The sequence below is a fragment of the Paenibacillus sp. G34 genome, assembly GCF_056856875.1.
In genome coordinates this window covers 4,219,292-4,238,736 of record NZ_CM166469.1, presented here as the reverse complement: position 1 = coordinate 4,238,736, position 19,445 = coordinate 4,219,292, and the positions used below count along the sequence as shown (strand labels likewise).

The following is a 19,445-nucleotide window of genomic DNA, read 5'->3' as shown; positions in this document are numbered from 1 at the left end:
AATATAACATGAGGACTCCCTGAATTTCAGGGGGTCTTTTGTTGTTTAGTTGGATGGTCAGGTTTGTGCGAGAGTGCGATAGACAGAAGGACAGAAAAAATGCAAATCAAAAAGGACCAGGTGTTAGACCCAGTCCTTTACTGTTCAAGCTTTGTTTTAGAGTTCTTTAGTTTTGCGTGCCTTTCACGCCCTCATCTCAACTAAATGCCATTCTAGAAAATGGCGTCAGCTTCTACGATGACTTTGACGTTCGTAACGCTACGGTCTTCGGGTCCTTTAACTGGCAGTCCAACCTCAACATGATCAATGATATAATCGATGTTCTCTTGCGTAATAACCTCACCCGGAAGCAGAATTGGAATTCCTGGTGGATATACGTAGATGAACTCCGAGATAATGCGACCAGCAGACTCCTTGAAAGGAATGACCTCGGTATCTCCGTAAAAGGCATCACGCGGTGTCAGCATCAACTGAGGAATATCTGGAACTTTGACAACTAGTTCATGCGCCGGATTGACTTGATAATAAGTACGGGACAGATCTTGTAGCGCATTGAGCAAGATATTTACACTGTCATCCGTATCACCTGGCGTGATGAGGCACAGAATATTGTACATATCACTAAGTTCAACTTCGATATTATAATGCTCACGTAGCCAATTTTCGGTCTCATATCCTGTAATACCGAGATGGCGCACATGAATCGTGACTTTCGTTGGGTCATAATTGAAGGTTGCTTCCGTACCTAACAATTCTTTTCCAAAACAGTACAAGCCATCAATGTCATTAATCGTACGACGAGCAAACTCAGCAAGATCAATGGCCTTTTGCGCAATTTCATGACCATTCAGGGCCAGATTACGTCTGGATGTGTCCAGCGATGCAAGCAATACGTATGAGGTAGATGTCGACGTCAGCAGGCTCAGAATGGTCTGTACGCGCTGTGGATTCACGAACCCGTTCTTGGTGTTCAGATTCAGCACGGAACTCTGTGTCATCGAGCCGCCAAGCTTGTGAACACTGGTCGCAGCCATATCGGCTCCAGCGGCCATTGCAGACAGCGGCAGATCCTCATGGAAATGAATAAGCACACCATGTGCCTCGTCCACCAGAACAGGCACCTGATAGCTGTGAGCCAGCTCTACGATGGATTTGAGGTCTGTACATACGCCGTAATAGGTTGGGTTGATGACTAACAAAGCTTTGGCATCCGGGTGGCGCTCAAGCGCACGACGAATGGATTGAATGGTCACACCGTGATCGATGCCAAGGTTAGCATCCTGTGCAGGAGAGACAAATACAGGTTTCGCTCCTGAGAAAATAATGGCAGACAAGACGGATTTGTGTACGTTGCGGGGCACGATAATTTTGTCCCCGGGTCCACATACCGATAGAATCATCGTCATAATCGCACTGCTTGTACCCTGTACACTAAAATAGGTATAATCGGCTCCAAAGGCATCTGCGGCCAGCATCTGTGCCTCGCGAATGACGGCTGTAGGTTGATGCAGGTCATCGAGTGGTGCGATGTTGATTAAATCTATGGAGAAGGCGTTATCGCCTATAAATTCACGGAATTCGGTATCCGCTCCCAATCCTTTTTTATGTCCCGGAATATGAAACTGTACGGGATTGAGTGCCGCGTGATTTTTCAAAGCGGTAAACAGCGGCGTACGGTGGTGATTCATCAGTGCTGTCACAACCCTTCCTAAGTAAAATGGTAAACAAAGATGAGTATAGCAAAATAAGCACTGAATGCAAGCGGTATGAACGACAAATTTTTGAATTGGTGAGATTTGCTTGTCATGTGCCCGGTTACACTATGTGTAGAGGACCGGTAAATGAACCTTGAAAGGGGAAAAAGAATGCAAACCGACATCAAACCAGCCAAGATTCTAAGATCGCCTTTTTTTATCGCGATGTGGCTGACACTTTTTCTGGTGGAGATCATTAAAGGGGCACTGCTAGTCGCCGTTCTCCCCGTATATATGGATAATATTCTGGGGCTGTCTGCTGGCGTCATTGGCGTCGCATTTGCTCTTCAGTATCTGGGAGATAATCTGTTTAGAGCCCCTTCAGGCTGGGCAGCAGAACGAATCGGCTTCCGCGCCACGATGGTAACGGCTCTGATCTGTACGTTGATTGCCGTTATCATGATTCTTTTTCTCAAAAGTGCCGTTGGACTGTCCATGGCTTGTCTCATTCTCGGGATCGGTACGTCACCTTTGTGGCCTTGTGCAATGACGGGAGTAACCGCGATGTCAGGCCCGCAGAACAAAAATGGCACAGCGATGGGCGCACTGGAGATGGCCGCTCTGGGAGGGACGGGGCTTGGTCCTGTCGGCATGAACTGGCTGCTGGAAAGAACCGGTCATGATTACCGTACGATTTTCCTTGTCCTCATGGGATGTGCGGTTCTGGTCATTCTCGTTGCCATGATTCTTCCGGGCCGTGTTGTAATCGAGGGAGGGCAGAACGCAGAAACGGGTGTCGCTGGAGAATCCGTAAAACAGAAGTATCCAGCCAAGCCGAACCTGCTTACACCGTTTATTCGCCTGCAACAGAGCGTTAAGCGTACATTACACCGGGTGCGCAGCACGCTGAATGTCAACCCGCTCGTCTATCCTGCATTGTTCATGCAATCATTCGTGATCGGCTTGCTCAGCCCTGTGATTACACTGTATACGCGAACTGATTTGAATATTTCACCGAACCTGTACAGTTTGCTACTTATTGCAGGGGGAGGTATTACGGTCATTGCCCTGTTGCCTGTTGGTAAAATGGTAGACCGATTTGGAACGAAACCATTCCTGAACATCGGATTTTTAATGGCAGCCGTTAGCCTCTTTATTTTCTCGACAGTGACAACCATTCCTGTTGTTTTTGGGATCGTAATGCTTGTCGGCGTAAGTTATGCCATGATTCTTCCGGCATGGAATGCTTTTGTTGCAACTTTGATTCCGGAAGGTGAGCGCGGGGCGATCTGGGGTTTTTTTCTAACGCTGCAAGGGTCGGGAATGGTTGTAGGTCCGATTGTATCGGGATTGTTGTGGGACCACATCAGTCACCCGGCTCCGTTTATCGCCAGTGCTATTGTGATGGCCGGACTTTTCGTGGTGCACTTTGTTTTGGCACGTAAACCGTTCCGTACGGCCCCTGTTGGGTAGACGAAGAACGGCATAACTCGAATATGATCAAAAAAAGGAGGTCCATCAAACCTGATCTACTCAGGGAGATGGGTCTCCTTTTAGCTTTGTTTTGTCGCAGAGAACCATCATTTAGTGCAAACTAAGTGTCAACAATTTCATGCACGACAATAATCATGATTTGGACACAAGCATCATTTAAGCAAATGACATCTTATAAAATGGCAGCAGCATATCATGAATATCCAGGGGCTTGCCCCTGTGCACCTGCGGAAAGCTGTAATTCGGATTCGCATTCGGTGAAAAATAGTCAAATAACCAAGTACCCTTACATAAAATGAAGTATAAAATAGGGTAAGCCGATGTAACACAAGCGCTTGAAACATGAGGCCGGAGCAGATCCGGTACAGATGGAGGGAGTGCCGTGAACAAAAGTTATGAAGTTGAATATTGCAATCTGGAGCTGCGGTTCAACCGTCGGCATATCCAAAATCTAATCAAAGACCTAATTCGTGAGGGGTATTCACTATATTGGAGCGAGGACGAATCCTTCTTTATTCTGTCAGTCCGCACCGGACGTAAGCTGGTAAAGCTCCGTTTTCAACAGACGCGCAGTGGGAATTACAAGATGACAGGGGATTATCTGATCAAGGATGCCAAGCTTGCAGAGTGGCTAGAGAAACTGATTGGCGATACACGCGGGCATGCTGTAGTGAAACGCTTCAAGGATCAGCAGATGACGGTGGAGAATATTTTGTTTGGTGAAGTCATTCGTCTGGTGGAAGTGTCGGGATTTAAGCAACGGGTTATTTTTCAAAAAGAACCTGCGCCAACGGCGGAAGAGATGGAAGAAATGTTCCTCTCGCGCGAAGGCGAGGAGAGGCTTATGCTATTGCGCATGGAAGTGGATGATGAGCTGGAACGCCTGTTTAATGCCATACAGATCGACAATACAGAGAAGGCCAACGCCTGCCGTGAAGCGCTGCGGCGATTATCCGGGCATCTGCTGATGCTGGAAGGATGAGGAGAAGAGTATTGAAGCATCGTTTTATTGAAGAGGGCTGTTCCCAGATGTCATTAACGGACTAGGGGCAGCCCCTTGTTATGTAGAGGGAGACGTTAATTTTCAATCCCGAATTTGTCGGGTCTGATACTCTTCCGCTCGTCTACGGACGCTGAGGATCAATAATGGAATAGTCCGAACTCTCTACATGAGTATCAAATTCCTCAATCCCTTGTTCCAGGATTAGATATGCTTCATCCGGGGTGATCGGAATGACCCACAACAGAGGGACTGTCTCCTGGCCAATGTGAATAAGTTCGAGGGCTTCGTTTTCTCCCCGTAACTCGTCAATTAACAAGGCAGTTGCACTCCATTCTGTGGGTGCTAGCGTACTTGATTTCATCACACGCGGGATATCCGAATTCGGAGCATTTTCGATATGATGCGTAATGATATCTGCCAAGTAGGTGTTGACACGTTCTACACTTACACCGCCTAAATCGGAAGGTAGTGCAAGCATCCACTCTGCGGAAACTTGTTCCCCTGATGGTCTGGTAGCTTGAGACAAGCCTACAGTGACGAACCGGGAAATCTCAGACTGCAACGTTGCTGGAAAATAGTATATTTCGACATGGATACTTCGCTCTATTTTGGAAAGTACGATTCTGCTCTCTGGCATGCCCCATTCATTCATATACGTCCCCAAAAGATAAGTTCTTCGGATATCGAGTGAAAACCGTTCTCCGTTTAAAAGTTGCTCATAACTCATTCGCTAACTCCTCCAAATCTGATGATGATTCATTGCTCCTACTATAATAACGTATTTTATGAAAATACGATGAACTCCTTTGCCGATTATGGCGTTTTCTCGCTGTTTGAACAGGAGGCGGGGTTCACTTTCATACATAAAACCGTTAAAATGAGTGTATTGTTGAGAATTTTTTTCAATAAAATTAATTGGAGCAAAGGATGGAGGACCAGATGACAAAACAACAAATCGGCGTAATCGGCCTGGCAGTCATGGGTAAAAATTTGGCCTTTAATATTGAAAGCAGAGGATTTTCAGTATCGGTATTTAACCGTTCCCCAGAGAAAACACATGACTTGCTCAAAGAAGCCGAAGGCAGAAACCTGACAGGTACATTCTCCATTGAAGAATTCGTAACCTCCTTGGAATCCCCGCGCAAAATTCTGATCATGGTACAAGCAGGTAAAGCAACGGATGCTACCATTGAACAGTTGCTGCCTCACTTGGATGAGGGCGACATCATCATCGACGGTGGTAACGCCTATTTCCCTGACACGGTTCGTCGCAGCAAAGAGCTGGAGGACAAAGGCATTCGCTTTATCGGTACAGGCGTATCCGGCGGTGAAGAAGGCGCATTGAAAGGCCCTTCCATTATGCCAGGCGGCCAGGAGAGTGCTTATAAATTGGTAGAACCGATCCTGACGGCGATTTCGGCCAAAGTCGGTGACGACCCATGTTGTACATATATCGGACCAGACGGAGCCGGACACTACGTGAAAATGGTACATAACGGCATCGAGTACGGTGACATGCAATTGATCGGTGAAGCCTATCATCTGCTGAAATCGGTACTGAATGTATCGGTAGAGGATTTACATCAAATTTTCACAGAGTGGAATCAAGGCGAGCTTGACAGCTATCTGATCGAGATCACGGCAGACATCTTCTCCAAATACGATCCGGAAACAGGCAAACCGATGGTTGATGTCATTCTGGATGCTGCTGGACAAAAAGGAACAGGTAAATGGACAAGCCAAAGCGCGCTGGATCTCGGCGTACCATTGTCCATGATTACGGAATCCGTATTCTCCCGTTTCTTGTCGGCGATGAAAGACGAGCGTATCGCTGCAAGCAAAATCCTGAACGGACCTAAGGCAGAAGCATTCTCTGGTGACAAAAAAGCATTCATCGAGAGCGTGCGCAAAGCGCTGTTCGCAAGTAAAATCGTATCCTACGCCCAAGGTTTCGCACAGATGCGTGCTGCATCCGACGAATATGGCTGGGATCTGAAATACGGCAACATCGCGATGATCTTCCGCGGTGGCTGCATTATCCGTTCGCAGTTCCTGCAAAACATCAAGGAAGCATACGACAAAGATGCAGCCTTGAAAAACCTGCTCCTGGATCCATACTTCCAAAACATCGTGGAATCCTACCAGGATGCATGGCGTGAAGTGGTGGCGGTTGCAGTGAAACAAGGTATTCCGGTACCGGGCTTCTCCAGTGCATTGTCCTACTACGACAGCTATCGCACAGAGCGTTTGCCAGCGAACCTGCTGCAGGCGCAACGTGACTACTTCGGCGCGCATACATTCAAACGCGTAGACAAAGAAGGCAGCTTCCACCACAACTGGATGGAGTAATCTTCGAAAAAAGGAATGTCATGAGGGACTTGGAGGATCGGATCATACCGGTGACCACCAGGTCCCTCTTTCTTGGTCTTTCCCCGTTCGATGGGCTGTGTTATGATAGGACAAAAGTGCTCACGAAATGCTTGAATTAAAGGAGTGTACACCTTGAGCAAGTCTAAAAATATTATTCTCATCGGCATGATGGGAACAGGCAAGTCGACCGTTGCCGAGATGCTTTCTCGCCAGTTGGGGTATCAATTAATCGATGTGGATGCCGCAATTGAACAGGAAGAAGGCTGTACCATTCCGGAATTGTTTTCGGGCAAGGGAGAAGCGTACTTTCGTGATGTAGAGAACCGGGTGCTGTGCACGGTACTTGAGAACGAAGGACAGGTCATTGCAACTGGAGGCGGGGTTGTACTCCGTTCGGATAACTGTGAATCCATGTCAGCAAATGGTTGGGTTGTTGCCCTAACAGCAGATCCTGAGGTCATTGTGGAACGTGTGAGCGGGTGTGATAACCGTCCACTGCTTGCAGGCAATGCGGAGGAACGAATTCGGACGATTATGGAAGAACGCAAAGACGCATATCGATTTGCGGATTACACGGTGGATACAACGGCATTGTCTGCGGCCGAAGTGACTCGTCTAATTTTAGCGCATTACCGCGTCTAAGCTTGTGATCATCGAAGCTGAGGCATGTATAGGTTAACCAGTATTCTTTACAAGAGATACTCTGATGACTTAATAATCTGCCATCGCTGAGTAAATAAATCGTTCAATGTTTATAGATTGAGTTGGACGTAATAGCGTATTAAAAAACGGGCCAGATGGCCCGTTTTTGGAAAGAGCAACAGTATGGGGCAACCTACCTGAAAATAGATTAAAAGCTGCTTATACGTTTTTGCCTATTCGTTTTCCTGCTGCCACTGAAGCATGCCGCCGACCATATTGGTACAGCCGTCATACCCGAGTTGCTGGAGATATTCACATGCCCGCTCACTACGATAACCGCTACGACAGATGATGATGATCTCACCTGACTTGTCAATTTCGGACAATCGATCTGGAATCTGTCCCAGTGGAATGTGCTTGGCACCATCGATCATGCCTTGTGCGACCTCTTCGTCCTCGCGGACGTCTATCATCTGCAGCTTCTCTCCCGCTTGGATACGGTCACGCAGCTCAGATGGTTGAATTTCAGCAATTTGTGTCATATTCAGGTCCTCTTTTCTATATGGACTTAACGCCTCTAATGATACCCAAGGGACGCAGGGGATGTCAATTTGGCTATACGCAGCCTCACGAATACCATTTATGCAGCTTCACCATTACCATTTATGCAGTTTCACCATTACGAGCAGTAAAAGGAGAATATCATCCATGGACGTTATTGTTAACCCTACCCCTAATCTGAATGGGGAAATTGGAGCCTTGTCCTCCAAAAACTACACTACCCGTTATTTGCTGGCTGCTGCGCTGGCGGAAGGAACAAGCACGATTCATTTCCCGGCACATAGTGAGGATAGTGACGCCATGCGCAGATGTATTCGTGATCTGGGCGCTGTGCTGGAAGAGGACGACAGCAAAATCGTTATCCAAGGCTTTGGAAGCCGTCCCCGAGATGTACGTGAGTTAAACGTAGGAAACGCCGGCGCTGTACTTCGTTTCCTGATGGGGGTTACCGCACTTTGCCCTGAAGTTACATTTGTGAACACATACCCCGATTCACTGGGTAAACGGCCGCATGATGATTTGATTGATGCACTTGGTCAAATGGGGGTCGAGGTGGAGCATCAGCAAGGGCGCCTGCCGATTACAATTAAAGGCGGTCATGCCAAAGGCGGACATATTCGTGTGTCTGGCTCTGTAAGCTCTCAGTATTTGAGTGCATTGCTGTTTGTAACTCCGTTGCTAGCTGAAGACAGCACGATTGAGGTTCTGAATGATTTGAAATCCAAAGTAGTCATCGGTCAGACGCTGGAGGTTCTCGCACAAGCAGGGATCATCATCCATGCAAGCGACGACTACATGTCATTCCGGGTACCTGGCGGACAGGCTTACAAGCCTACAACGTACACTGTTCAAGGAGATTACCCTGGTTCGGCTGCCGTACTGGCTGCCGCAGCAGTTACACAGTCTGACGTGAAAATTCTGAGGCTAATGGAGCAGAGCAAGCAAGGGGAGCGTGCCATCGTTGATGTGTTGCGTATGATGGAAGTACCGCTCACACATGAGAATGATGTGGTTCACGTTCAGGGAAACGGCAGATTAAAAGCGATTGAATTTGACGGGGATGCGGCTACGGACGCCGTATTGGCCATGGTAGCGGCAGCAGTGTTTGCGGAAGGCACGTCACGGTTTTATAATGTAGAGAACCTGCGTTACAAGGAATGTGACCGTATTACGGATTATTTGAATGAACTGCGGAAGGCCGGAGCGAATGTGGAGGAGCGTCAGGCTGAGATTATTGTGCACGGACGTCCAGAAGGTGTTGAGGGCGGCGTAGAGATCAATGCTCACTATGATCACCGTGTCATTATGGCGCTTACTGTCGTGGGTCTGCGTGCCAAACAACCTATCCGTATTCGGGATGCACACCATGTAGCCAAGTCATATCCGCAATATTTTGATCATTTGCAGGCGCTTGGCGCCTCGGTTCAGTGGGTAAAAGAGTAAATTAACACGTTAAGCAGAAAAGGATGGTGCTTGAACATGGAATTTAACAACCCTACTCGAGAAGAAATTGGACACATCTTGCGCAATGCAGGCAACATCGCTGTTGTCGGCTTATCGGACAAATCGGATCGTACATCGTATATGGTCGCGGAAGCTATGCAGAGCAGGGGATATCGTATCATCCCTGTTAATCCGCAAGCACAGGGAGAGATTCTTGGCGAGAAGGTATATGCTACACTCGCAGATATCCCCGAGCCTGTTGATATCGTTAATGTTTTCAGACGTGAGGAGTTTTGCGCGGAAGTGGCTCGTGAAGCCGCTGCGATTAAGGCCAACGTATTATGGCTTCAACTTGGCATCCATAACGATGAGGCTGTCCAGATTGCGGCAGAGAATGGCATGACTGCAGTTACCAATCGTTGTATCAAGGTAGAAGATTCCATCGTTCTGCGCGGCGCTGGCCGCGGCTAAGAGCCATACTGCTGTCAAGGCAGTGTTTACACTAACGTACGACTCATACAAGAATCCCGTGTTCTTTCAAAGACACGGGATTTTTCCTGTTAAACGTAGTAAGATGGAATGGAATGTTAAGGAGGATGAATTACAGATGAGATGGTGTTTTAAAAAAGTAGTCATTTTGTTTCTTATTGTTGGAAGTGTAGCAACTCTACAAGTAGAAGCTCCGGTGTATGCTGCCAATAAAGCTATTCATGCAACAGATGTGTGGACAAGACAGTCACTTTATGCTGCACCTGCCAAGAAACCCGAAGTGAAGTGGGGAGTCAACTTTAAAGATGAGGTAAAACAGCTGGTTGTGGATTCCAAAGGTCTTCTTTATGTTATTTCACATTTTTCAGGCCACCCTATATTGACAGCAGTGACACCTCAAGGAAAAGTGAAGTGGTCTACAAAGCTGGAACATATAAATAACATATCAGACATGTACCTGTACAATGACAACTCTCTGATTATCCTTGGGAACGATATTCCCGACAATGACAGAGGGGCTGAAGATTTAGGCACGATGAGCATTTCGAATTATACCTTAGAAGGTAAACAGATATGGGAGAAGAGGTACAAGAATTACAACACTAATCATAATGTTGACATTAATGAGGCTGGAGTCATTGTTTTTACGGCTTCGCATATTGAAAACATACATAACAAGAAGTCTGAAAGTCAGGGAGAAGATTTAAAAGAAGAGAAACGATTGCTCGGCATTCGTATGGATGGCAGTGAAAGGTTTAACAGTCTTCTGGGAACCCAAATTAATCTCAACCCTTATCTGATCGTTTCTGACCCTATTTATGCTAAAGATCGCATTTTTTTGACGGTCTCGTCTCTTGGTGATATGAAGCAAGGCTGGACAGAGACATCGGGTGAACTGATACAGTACAGCCAAGAGGGGAAAAAGATATCGAGCACTCGGTATACGGGACAGAACCTCCAGAGTCCGATTTATGATAATCATCAGATTTATGTTGTTGGAGACGATAAACTCCAGATCTTTGATGCCCAGGGTAACCTGAAAAAAACCGTCAAAGGGGCATTCCGAAGTACGAATAACTTACAGGGGCCCTCAATCAGAAAACAGGGTGACGTCATATTTGGCTCGAACATATATCATGCAAAGAGTAAGAAAGTAACGACGTTTGACAATGAGAACCTAACGACTTTTACGAGTGAACCAATCATTGATCGTAACGGGAATCTGATCTATCTATATAAAAATGCTGCTCAAAATGTAAACTATCTCGTGTCAATGAAACTGGACACATCCAAAATCAACTGGAAAATGACCATTAATCATGAATTAGGCAATCAGTGGCTTATTTCCAAGGATGGCACAATATACTTAACTGGTACTAAACTGATGGCTGTTCGGTAACCAAAACCTGCAGCTTCATATAGAACTCAGATGGGGGGGATATTACTCCCCTTTTTACTTTGACAAAATGCTGTGTAAAGCTTACCATCTAGGATAGAAAGGAGAGGTCGCCATGAATTGGCTCGGATCCTTGCAGCAGCTCGGAAGAGCGGTTATGCTGCCTACAATGGTCCTGCCTGCTGCAGCCATTTTGCTCAGTGTGGGCAGCCTGCCCTGGAACGCCTGGGGAATGGGAGTTGTTGGTGAAGTGTCTACCGTGGCCGGACACGGTATTTTTTATTTTTTGCCGTATTTGTTCGCTGTCGGCGTGGCGCTGGGACTCTCCAACCAGGCCGGTCAAGCTGGACTTGCAGCGCTGGCTGGTATCGTTATTTATGATCAGGTTACCCGAAATTTCGGGGATGGCACGGTGCAACCTGCATCATTAATTGGAATTATACTCGGTGCATTAGCCGGTGGAATGCATAATCGGTTCAAAAGCATCAAACTGCCCGAGATCTTACAGTTTTTCGGCGGTTCAAGGTTTGTTTTACTTATTGTCGGGCTATGTTCGGCTCTGTTCTCCTGCTTCATGTTGTGGATTGCTCCGGTTCTGCAGCATGGTCTGAATTCCATTGCAACATGGGAATACAGTCTTGGCGGTTTCGGATTGTTCATCTATGGCGTTTTATACAGGGTTCTGGTTGCTTTTGGGCTTCACCATCTGCTGAATAATGTATTCTGGTTCCAGCTGGGAACCTATGAAACGCCGAGCGGTAATATTGTGCAAGGGGATTTACCGCGATTTTTTGCTGGTGATCCGACTGCTGGTTTTTTCATGGCTGGACTCTTTCCGATTATGATGTTTGCTATTCCTGCGATTGCGCTTGCGATTATTCAGGAGGCTAGGGAAGATCTGAAGCCCAAAATAAGAAAAACGTTTCTGACTTCTGCGCTGGTCTGTTTTTTAACAGGGGTTTCAGAACAAATCGAGTTTGCTTTTCTTTTTGCGGCGCCGTATCTGTTTATCGTACATGCAGTGATGTCCGGAGTGGCCATGTGGCTTAGTTACTGGCTGGATATAAGGCACGGATTCTCATACTCGGCTGGTATAATTGATTACATACTCAATTTTCATCTGTCTGAGAATGCTTGGAAGCTCATTCCGATTGGCATACTATATGGGCTGGTCTATTATTTCCTGTTCCGCTGGGCGATTCGTACGTTCAAGATACCCACACCTGGACGGGAAGAAGGATCAATGCTGGAAGATTGGGTTGGAAATATTCCTTATCAAGCCCCGTTGGTTTTGGAAGCATTGGGCGGGAAAAGTAACATCGTTCAGGTGGAAGCATGTATTACACGCTTGCGTCTGACGGTTCATGACGATCGGTTGATCGATACAGGCGCAATGAAGAATTTAGGATCAGCCGGACTGATCAAGCTAGGTGGCGGTAACGTGCAGGTGGTATTCGGCACCTATTCCGAACTGATTCGGGAAGAGATTGCAAAGCTGCTCGAACGGGATTTACAACAGGTGTTATTCGCTGCACCGGTGCAAGGTAAAATGCTTCCGATTGAGGAAGTGCCGGATCAGATTTTTGCAGCCAAGCTGGTCGGAGACGGTGTAGCTTTTGTACCGGAGCGGGGAGAGCTGGTCTCGCCTGTCTTTGGAACGATTATGCATCTGTATCCAACGATGCACGCCCTTGGTATTTCCACGCGGGAGGGTCTGGAGGTTCTGCTTCATATCGGGATCGACACCTCGCAACTGAAAGGGCACTTTGAAGCCTTCGTACAAGAAGGTGATACGGTAGAGCCTGGACAATTGCTGATCAAATTTGATCTGGCTGTATTGCGTGAACAGGCGGCGTCACTCACGACTCCGATGGTCATTACGAACCCGGATCGTGTAAAATCATGGAGCTTTGCTCCATTCAAGCAAGTGAAGAAAGGTCAGGCATCCGTCATGTCCGTGGTGCTCTATGACAGGAACGTTGGAGGGGTAGAATGAAGATACAAGGCATCAATGGAGCTGCAGGCATCGCCATCGGCAAAGCATTTGTCCTGCCCAGCTGGGAATGGGATCTGCCCGACCAGAAGATGGATTCGGTGGATCTCGCCCAGGAATTCGAACGGCTGTACGAGGGTATACGGACATCGAAGGATGAGATTGAATATATCAAAAATGAGTTCAAGGAAGTTGTAGGCCCGGAGGAATCCAGCATTTTTGATGCACATCTGGCTATTTTGGAAGATCCGGTGTTCATGAACGAGATCCGCGGTATTATTGAACGACAGTACAAGGCGGCAGAGGTGGCGGTTAAAGAAGCGATAGACCACTTTGTCACCATGTTTGACCTGCTGGAAGATGAGTATATGAAGGAGCGGGCGATCGATATCAAGGATGTCGGCAACCGCCTGCTTAAACATCTGCTCGGTGCTCCAGAGATTACGCTGCCTTCAGATACACAGCCTTACATCCTCGTGGCCAAAGAACTGTCACCATCGCAATTGGCGCATTTAAATCCAAGTTACGTTTTGGGTATTGTTACGCTAATTGGAGGTAAGACGTCTCACTCGGCCATTATGGCACGTGCGCTCGGGATTCCTCTCGTTTCCGGACTGGAAGCGAGTCTTGGCATGCCAGTAGAGACGGGAGACATGCTGGTCGTGGATGGTGATAATGGCCTGGTATTTACGGAGCCGGATCGCAAAACCATTGAACGATACACAATGCTTCGTAACAAGGAACTGAAGAAAAAGGAACAGTTGCAGGTACTTGCTACGGTGGATGCAGTGACCAAAGACGGAGCAGTGCTGCAGCTCGCTTCCAATATCAGTTCTGTAAAGGAGCTTGATCTGGCGTTGAAACACGGCGCCAAAGGTGTAGGTTTGTTTCGAACTGAATTCCTGTATATGGATCGTGCGACCTTCCCTGGAGAACAGGAGCAGTATGAGGTGTACCAACTTGTCAGCGAGAAAACAGCAGGACAGTCGGTGGTCATTCGTACACTCGACATTGGAGGCGACAAAGAGCTCGATTATTTTGAACTACCCGAAGAAGATAATCCGTTTCTCGGGTATAGAGCGATTCGAATCAGTCTGGATCGCAAGGATCTCTTTAAAACACAGCTTACTGCGATTCTTCGAGCAAGCGCCGCAGGGAATGTTAAGATTATGTATCCGATGATCTCATCCGTTGAGGAGTTACAACAAGCCAACGAAATTCTGCGAGAGGCGATGGCTGATCTTGACGAGCGTGGCTTGGCTTACGATGCAAACATTCAGGTAGGCATCATGATTGAGGTTCCCGCAGCTGTTATGATTGCAGATTTGCTTGCGGAAGAAGCAGATTTCTTCAGTATTGGAACGAATGATCTGGTACAGTATGTACTGGCGGTGGACCGAATGAATGAACAGATTGCACATATGTATCATCCGTATCATCCGGCAGTGCTGCGTATGCTTCGGGCTACTGTAGACGCGGCGCATACGGCAGGAATCGATGTCAGTGTCTGTGGTGAAATGGCGGGGGACGAGCGTTCCATTCCATTATGGCTGGAACTGGGGATTCGTCATCTGAGCATGTCTCCGCAATCCTTGTTGCGCGTGAAGCATAGAGTTTTGAATACAACGGCTGCGGATGCGAAAGAGGAAGCACGTAAGTGCTTTGCTTTGCGAACAAGCGGTGATATCGAGGAGCGTTTGCAGATCTTTAACGATGCAAGCGGCAGCCCCGACGATCAAAGCGGATCAAATGCATCTTAAATAAAATGAACATTAGCAGACGATGAATACCTTTAAATTAATATATTCACTTTTGTACCACTTTTTCCAAAAGATATCAAAAAACCGCTATGCATTTACTTGCACAGCGGTTTTTTTGATTGATTTTTTCGTATGCTCGCTTTTATTTGGAGGCTTTTTCAGCAAGTGCATCACAGAATGCTTTTCCGTAGGGAGGAAGATCCGGTGGACGACGAGCGGAGATAATGTGTCCATCCACAACAACGGCTTCATCTTTCCATATCGCACCTGCGTTTTCCATGTCATCCCGAATACCTGGTGTAGAGGTTACGGTGACCCCCTCCAGAATTTTGGCGGAGATGAGCACCCAGCCTGCATGACAGATTTGTCCGATCGGCTTATGATCCGTATGCATTTCCTTCACAAGTTCCAGTACTTTGGGGTAACGTCGCAATTTATCTGGAGCCCAGCCCCCTGGTACTAAAATTCCATCATAATCGGAGCTGCTCAGCTCATCGAAACTGTACTCAGCCGTAGCGGGAACGCCATATTTACCGATATATGTTTTTCCTTTTATTTCGCCAGCCAGATGTACCTCGGCACCTTCTTCGCGTACACGGTGGACAGGATACCATAGCTCCAAATCCTCAAATTCTTCATCGACCAATGCGATAACTTTTTGACCGGTTAATCTCATATGTCAGCTCTCCTTCTATAGCGAATTTGGCAGATCGTGTCTTATATTGTACCAGATTTGTTGTATGGCTTCATGCTAGAATAGTTTCCTTGTGAACGGATGAACCCTATACCGATCAATACCAGCCTGCATTCGACAGCCTTCATCTGGTGACAGTGGTAATTTGTGCAACCTTTAGTTTACAGCAGGATTTAGCCGGAAATAGGTCGAATGGTACATACATAGAGAGTAAAGAACGAATGAGGTGATGGTTGTGCGCAAGTCGTGCAGATGTGGACATGTTATGGAATTGGAATTAAGAACGGTCGTATACGCCAAAAAGGTAGAAATTCGAAACGTACCTGTTTTTGCATGTACAGACTGTGTATCATACGAGGTTCTGAAGCCGGTCAAAACTGATTTAACCGATTGTATCAACAAATTGGGTGAACAGCCTGTGAAGCAGGATGTCTCCTTCGGGGAACAGAACGAATTGGCTGACCTGTTACATGAACAGCTCTTGGCCTGGCCGGATGCAACGGATCAAGAGATGGAGTATCGAATGAAAGAAGCGGTGGAGGGACGAATCAATCTATTGCTGGATATTATGGGCTACGCACAAAAAGCAGAGGACCAGGCGTGGATTGAAGATACCGAACGTAGACTGGCACAGTTGTCTGGTTTTGTATGGCAGGCACATTTCTCAAATGCCGTCTAGTTTTGACGTGCAAAATGCTTGTTTTCATGAAAATTGGATTTTTTGCTCACTATTTGTTAAGATATCGAAGAGTGAAAACGCTCAACATGGCGTTATTGCTGATTAAAGGGGGATGTATAACGAATGGCTGACATGACTAAAATGACAAGTATTGAACAGCTAAACTCCGCTGTGCAGGCGACGGAGGACCAACCCTTGCTTCTGTTCAAGCATAGTACTCGCTGTCCGATCAGTGCGCATGCTTATCAGGAGATGAACGATTATTTGCATAACTCTCCGAATGAAAACGTGAAATACGGCATCATTTACGTGGTGGAAGATCGCCGGGTATCTAACGAAGTAGCTGAGAGACTAGGTGTAAAGCACGAATCTCCCCAAGTAATTCTGGTCAAAAAAGGAATGCCAGTATGGCATACTTCTCATTCTGAGATTACGAGCAGGACACTTGCTAACACTTTAAGTGAGTCCTAGAGCCTATTTTAATTGATTAATGCTATAATTTGTCGTAATATAAATCTTAATGAAAATGGAATGAAAATTTACTGGTAATGGAGCGAAGTACTGTGACGGTAACCATTTATGATGTGGCACGTGAAGCTGGAGTGTCTATGGCAACGGTATCACGTGTAGTTAACAATAACCCTAATGTCAAACCGCAGACGCGGAAAAAAGTATACGAAGCAATTGAACGGCTCGGATATCGTCCGAACGCGGTAGCCCGCGGTCTGGCGAGCAAAAAGACAACTACGGTTGGAGTCGTTATTCCGGACATTTCGAACTCTACCTTTGCGGAGATTGCTCGCGGAATCGAAGATATCGCGAATATGTACCATTACAATATCATTTTGTGTAATGCCGACAAAAAGAAGGAAAAAGAAATCCGTGTTATTAATACCCTGCTTGAAAAACAAGTGGACGGGCTGCTCTTTATGGGCGGAACCGTAACGGATGAACACATTCAGGCATTCCAATCTGCTGCAGTTCCGATTGTATTGTGTGCAACAAGTGATGAGAAGGGTACATTCCCTTCTGTGGATATTGATCATGAAGCAGCAGCATTTGATGCAGTCAACACGCTGATTCGTCACGGTCATAAAGAGATCGCCATGATCAGTGGTACGCTGCAGGACCCGGCCAACGGATTTGCGCGTTTCCAAGGGTATAAGAAAGCATTGGAAGCAGCAGGCATCGAATATCAAGAGGATCTGGTTCGGATCGGTAACTATCGTTATGAATCCGGTGTGGAAGCGATGAAATATTTCCTCGGACTCAAGAAAAAGCCGACAGCGATCTTTGCTGCAACGGATGAAATGGCTATTGGCGCGATCCACAGCATTCAGGATGATGGTCTGAAAGTACCGGATGATTTCTCTATCATTAGCGTAGACAACATTCGTATGGCTTCCATGGTGCGTCCGCAGTTAACAACAGTTGCTCAGCCGATGTACGATCTGGGTGCGGTAGCGATGCGTTTGCTGACCAAACTGATGAAAAAAGAAAATGTGGAGAATCCAAGAGTGATTTTGCCGCATGAAACGATTCTTCGTCTGTCTGTAAGTCACGCAGGTTAATATGTTATTTCGTGAAGCAAGAGAAAGGGAGAAGGCGTTCTCTCTACATAATAATGTTTAATTGTGCAGAAGCTCCGGAAACGGGGCTTTTGTGCTGAAAATGACTTTTCGTAATGAGTTGAACTTGATCTCATATGCAAGATGATAACAGTAACAGGGAGGATACAACAATGCGTGAAACGATAGGGATTATGGGCGCTATGGACGAGGAAGTTGAGCTTCTGCTTCAAGGTATGAAACAGCATGAAACGGTGAAACAAACAGGCATTACGTATGTTGCTGGTGAGTGGCTTGGCAAGCAAATTGTAGTATGCAAATCAGGCGTAGGGAAAGTAAATGCGGCGGTAACTACGCAGATTCTGATTGATCGATTCCAGGTGAACCGGGTGATCTTCACTGGTGTAGCCGGAGCGGTTCATCCGGAGCTGAACATCGGTGACATGGTGATCTCCTCAGTATGTGTACAGCATGATATGGACGTAACGCCGCTAGGATTCGAACGTGGAGTGATTCCGTATCAGGAGACATCGGCATTCCCGGCGGAGCCTGCATTAATTTCGCTCGCTGAAGAAGCATGTACGGTGCAGGGCGCGCATTACCGGATTGGCAAGGTGTTGTCTGGGGATCAGTTTATCGCGAGCAAAGAGACCGTGAACATGCTGTACACGGAGATGGACGGAGCTTGTGCAGAGATGGAAGGGGCGGCGGTGGCTCAGGTATGTTATATGAATCGGGTGCCTTTCGTTGTGTTACGTAGTATGTCTGACAAGGCAGACGGTTCTGCACATGTGAATTTTGCCGAGTTTACGGTGCAGTCTTCCCAGCGTTCCCATCGTATTGTGGAACACATGCTTGAACATATGTGATTCGAAACACGTGACTTACCCGCAATGAGACACGAATAAACCGAAATGAGACATCAATAAACCGCCTCACAGATGCATTTTCCGTTTACGATGGAGAATGATCTGCAGGGCGGTTTTTGTATGTATTCACTTCGCGATTCGTACCGTTACCTTTTTCTAATACATAAACCGATGACGGAAGCGGACACGGTCAAACTGTTCCTCTGAGGTCATAGGTACTTGGCTGCCGATTCGTACCATAAGGCAATTTGCGGGATGGGAGCAGATTTCGGGATCATCTGTGGCGTACCAGGTCATATCAATGTTCTGCATGAGCCGTTCCATCATTTTGCGGTAATCCCATACGGTCAGCCCGCTGCCTTTCAAGTCCCAATGCCAATAATACTCTGTCGTGAAAATAATGTAGTTTTCCATGTACTTATCTTCCATTGCGGTAAGCAGCATTTCACGTCCAACACCAAGGGAGCGATAGTCGTCCGCAACTTCGATGGCTCCGAGCTCGATCAGGTCTGTCATTTTGCCTTCCGACCATCGTTCGCATTCATCGGCGTAGTGAAAAGTGACATATCCGATGATGATATTATTCTCATGGGCAATTATAATTCGCCCTTCGGGTAAGGCGGCAATCTCGGCAATGGCTTCTTGTTGCTCTGCTGGGCGCCGAAAGGCATCCAGATCGGCATGTAAAGTCATTTGCATAATCTGCTCCGCGGGCACGGGGCCCTCAATCGTAATTCGGTGGCCGGACTTGAAAATGGAACGTATATGATGCTCCTTGATATGCTCCATG

Annotated in this window: 18 protein-coding genes; 13 read left to right on the top strand and 5 right to left on the bottom strand. The window is 46.9% G+C overall.

Going from position 1 to position 19,445, the window contains the following annotated elements; translation table 11 throughout:
* Positions 1 to 212 precede the first annotated feature (212 nt).
* Entirely contained in the window at positions 213 to 1,688 is a 1,476-nt protein-coding gene (locus AC1VYS_RS19315) for an aminotransferase class I/II-fold pyridoxal phosphate-dependent enzyme (RefSeq protein WP_482915063.1), read from the bottom strand.
* A gap of 177 nt (positions 1,689 to 1,865) precedes the next feature.
* Between AC1VYS_RS19315 and AC1VYS_RS19310 the strand changes: the two genes are divergently transcribed.
* Positions 1,866 to 3,167 (top strand): MFS transporter, encoded by a 1,302-nt coding sequence (locus tag AC1VYS_RS19310; RefSeq protein ID WP_482911051.1) that lies wholly within the window; start codon positions 1,866 to 1,868, stop codon positions 3,165 to 3,167.
* 403 nt (positions 3,168 to 3,570) lie between these two features.
* Entirely contained in the window at positions 3,571 to 4,170 is a 600-nt protein-coding gene (locus AC1VYS_RS19305; protein ID WP_482911050.1) for a hypothetical protein, read from the top strand.
* Between the two features lie 142 nt (positions 4,171 to 4,312).
* Here AC1VYS_RS19305 and AC1VYS_RS19300 read toward each other — a convergent pair whose 3' ends face one another.
* Positions 4,313 to 4,918 (bottom strand): suppressor of fused domain protein, encoded by a 606-nt coding sequence (locus AC1VYS_RS19300; RefSeq protein ID WP_482911049.1) that lies wholly within the window; start codon positions 4,916 to 4,918, stop codon positions 4,313 to 4,315.
* Positions 4,919 to 5,130: 212 nt separating this feature from the next.
* Here AC1VYS_RS19300 and gndA point away from each other — a divergent pair, with 212 nt between their 5' ends.
* Positions 5,131 to 6,540, top strand: coding sequence for an NADP-dependent phosphogluconate dehydrogenase (gene gndA, locus AC1VYS_RS19295; RefSeq protein ID WP_482911048.1), 1,410 nt, complete (start codon positions 5,131 to 5,133; stop codon positions 6,538 to 6,540).
* Positions 6,541 to 6,693: 153 nt separating this feature from the next.
* A complete protein-coding gene (locus AC1VYS_RS19290) occupies positions 6,694 to 7,203 on the top strand; it encodes a shikimate kinase (RefSeq protein ID WP_482911047.1) in 510 nt (169 codons plus the stop codon).
* A 233-nt stretch (positions 7,204 to 7,436) separates the two neighbouring features.
* Here the strand turns inward: AC1VYS_RS19290 and AC1VYS_RS19285 are convergent, their stop codons facing one another.
* A complete protein-coding gene (locus AC1VYS_RS19285) occupies positions 7,437 to 7,745 on the bottom strand; it encodes a rhodanese-like domain-containing protein (RefSeq protein WP_482911046.1) in 309 nt (102 codons plus the stop codon).
* 166 nt (positions 7,746 to 7,911) lie between these two features.
* On the opposite strand from AC1VYS_RS19285, the gene aroA reads away from it, so the two are divergent.
* From aroA to ptsP, 5 genes are all read left to right on the top strand, one after another.
* Complete coding sequence (aroA, locus tag AC1VYS_RS19280) at positions 7,912 to 9,207, top strand: 3-phosphoshikimate 1-carboxyvinyltransferase (RefSeq protein WP_482911045.1); 1,296 nt, start codon at positions 7,912 to 7,914, stop codon at positions 9,205 to 9,207.
* A gap of 36 nt (positions 9,208 to 9,243) precedes the next feature.
* On the top strand, positions 9,244 to 9,678 hold the full coding sequence (locus AC1VYS_RS19275; RefSeq protein ID WP_090923677.1) for a CoA-binding protein: 435 nt from the start codon (positions 9,244 to 9,246) through the stop codon (positions 9,676 to 9,678).
* 136 nt (positions 9,679 to 9,814) lie between these two features.
* Entirely contained in the window at positions 9,815 to 11,095 is a 1,281-nt protein-coding gene (locus AC1VYS_RS19270) for a hypothetical protein (RefSeq protein WP_482911044.1), read from the top strand.
* Between the two features lie 112 nt (positions 11,096 to 11,207).
* Positions 11,208 to 13,088 (top strand): glucose PTS transporter subunit IIA, encoded by a 1,881-nt coding sequence (locus AC1VYS_RS19265; protein ID WP_482911043.1) that lies wholly within the window; start codon positions 11,208 to 11,210, stop codon positions 13,086 to 13,088.
* Positions 13,085 to 14,845, top strand: coding sequence for a phosphoenolpyruvate--protein phosphotransferase (gene ptsP, locus AC1VYS_RS19260; RefSeq protein WP_482911042.1), 1,761 nt, complete (start codon positions 13,085 to 13,087; stop codon positions 14,843 to 14,845). The genes AC1VYS_RS19265 and ptsP overlap by 4 nt, the downstream gene beginning before the upstream one ends.
* A gap of 142 nt (positions 14,846 to 14,987) precedes the next feature.
* On the opposite strand, the gene AC1VYS_RS19255 is transcribed toward ptsP, so the two are convergent.
* Complete coding sequence (locus tag AC1VYS_RS19255; protein WP_482911041.1) at positions 14,988 to 15,521, bottom strand: type 1 glutamine amidotransferase domain-containing protein; 534 nt, start codon at positions 15,519 to 15,521, stop codon at positions 14,988 to 14,990.
* 283 nt (positions 15,522 to 15,804) lie between these two features.
* Here AC1VYS_RS19255 and AC1VYS_RS19250 point away from each other — a divergent pair, with 283 nt between their 5' ends.
* The 4 genes from AC1VYS_RS19250 (at position 15,805) to AC1VYS_RS19235 (ending at position 18,655) form a co-directional block, all read left to right on the top strand.
* Positions 15,805 to 16,218: a hypothetical protein gene (locus tag AC1VYS_RS19250; RefSeq protein WP_482911040.1), complete on the top strand. Its 414-nt coding sequence runs from the start codon at positions 15,805 to 15,807 to the stop codon at positions 16,216 to 16,218.
* Between the two features lie 123 nt (positions 16,219 to 16,341).
* Positions 16,342 to 16,689 carry a bacillithiol system redox-active protein YtxJ gene (ytxJ, locus tag AC1VYS_RS19245; RefSeq protein ID WP_482911039.1) on the top strand — a complete coding sequence of 116 codons (348 nt, stop codon included), beginning with the start codon at positions 16,342 to 16,344 and terminating at the stop codon, positions 16,687 to 16,689.
* A 92-nt stretch (positions 16,690 to 16,781) separates the two neighbouring features.
* Complete coding sequence (gene ccpA / locus AC1VYS_RS19240; RefSeq protein ID WP_090923671.1) at positions 16,782 to 17,789, top strand: catabolite control protein A; 1,008 nt, start codon at positions 16,782 to 16,784, stop codon at positions 17,787 to 17,789.
* A gap of 170 nt (positions 17,790 to 17,959) precedes the next feature.
* A complete protein-coding gene (locus tag AC1VYS_RS19235; protein ID WP_482911038.1) occupies positions 17,960 to 18,655 on the top strand; it encodes a 5'-methylthioadenosine/adenosylhomocysteine nucleosidase in 696 nt (231 codons plus the stop codon).
* A gap of 156 nt (positions 18,656 to 18,811) precedes the next feature.
* Here the strand turns inward: AC1VYS_RS19235 and AC1VYS_RS19230 are convergent, their stop codons facing one another.
* A complete protein-coding gene (locus AC1VYS_RS19230; protein WP_482911037.1) occupies positions 18,812 to 19,444 on the bottom strand; it encodes a GNAT family N-acetyltransferase in 633 nt (210 codons plus the stop codon).
* Position 19,445: the final 1 nt, after the last annotated feature.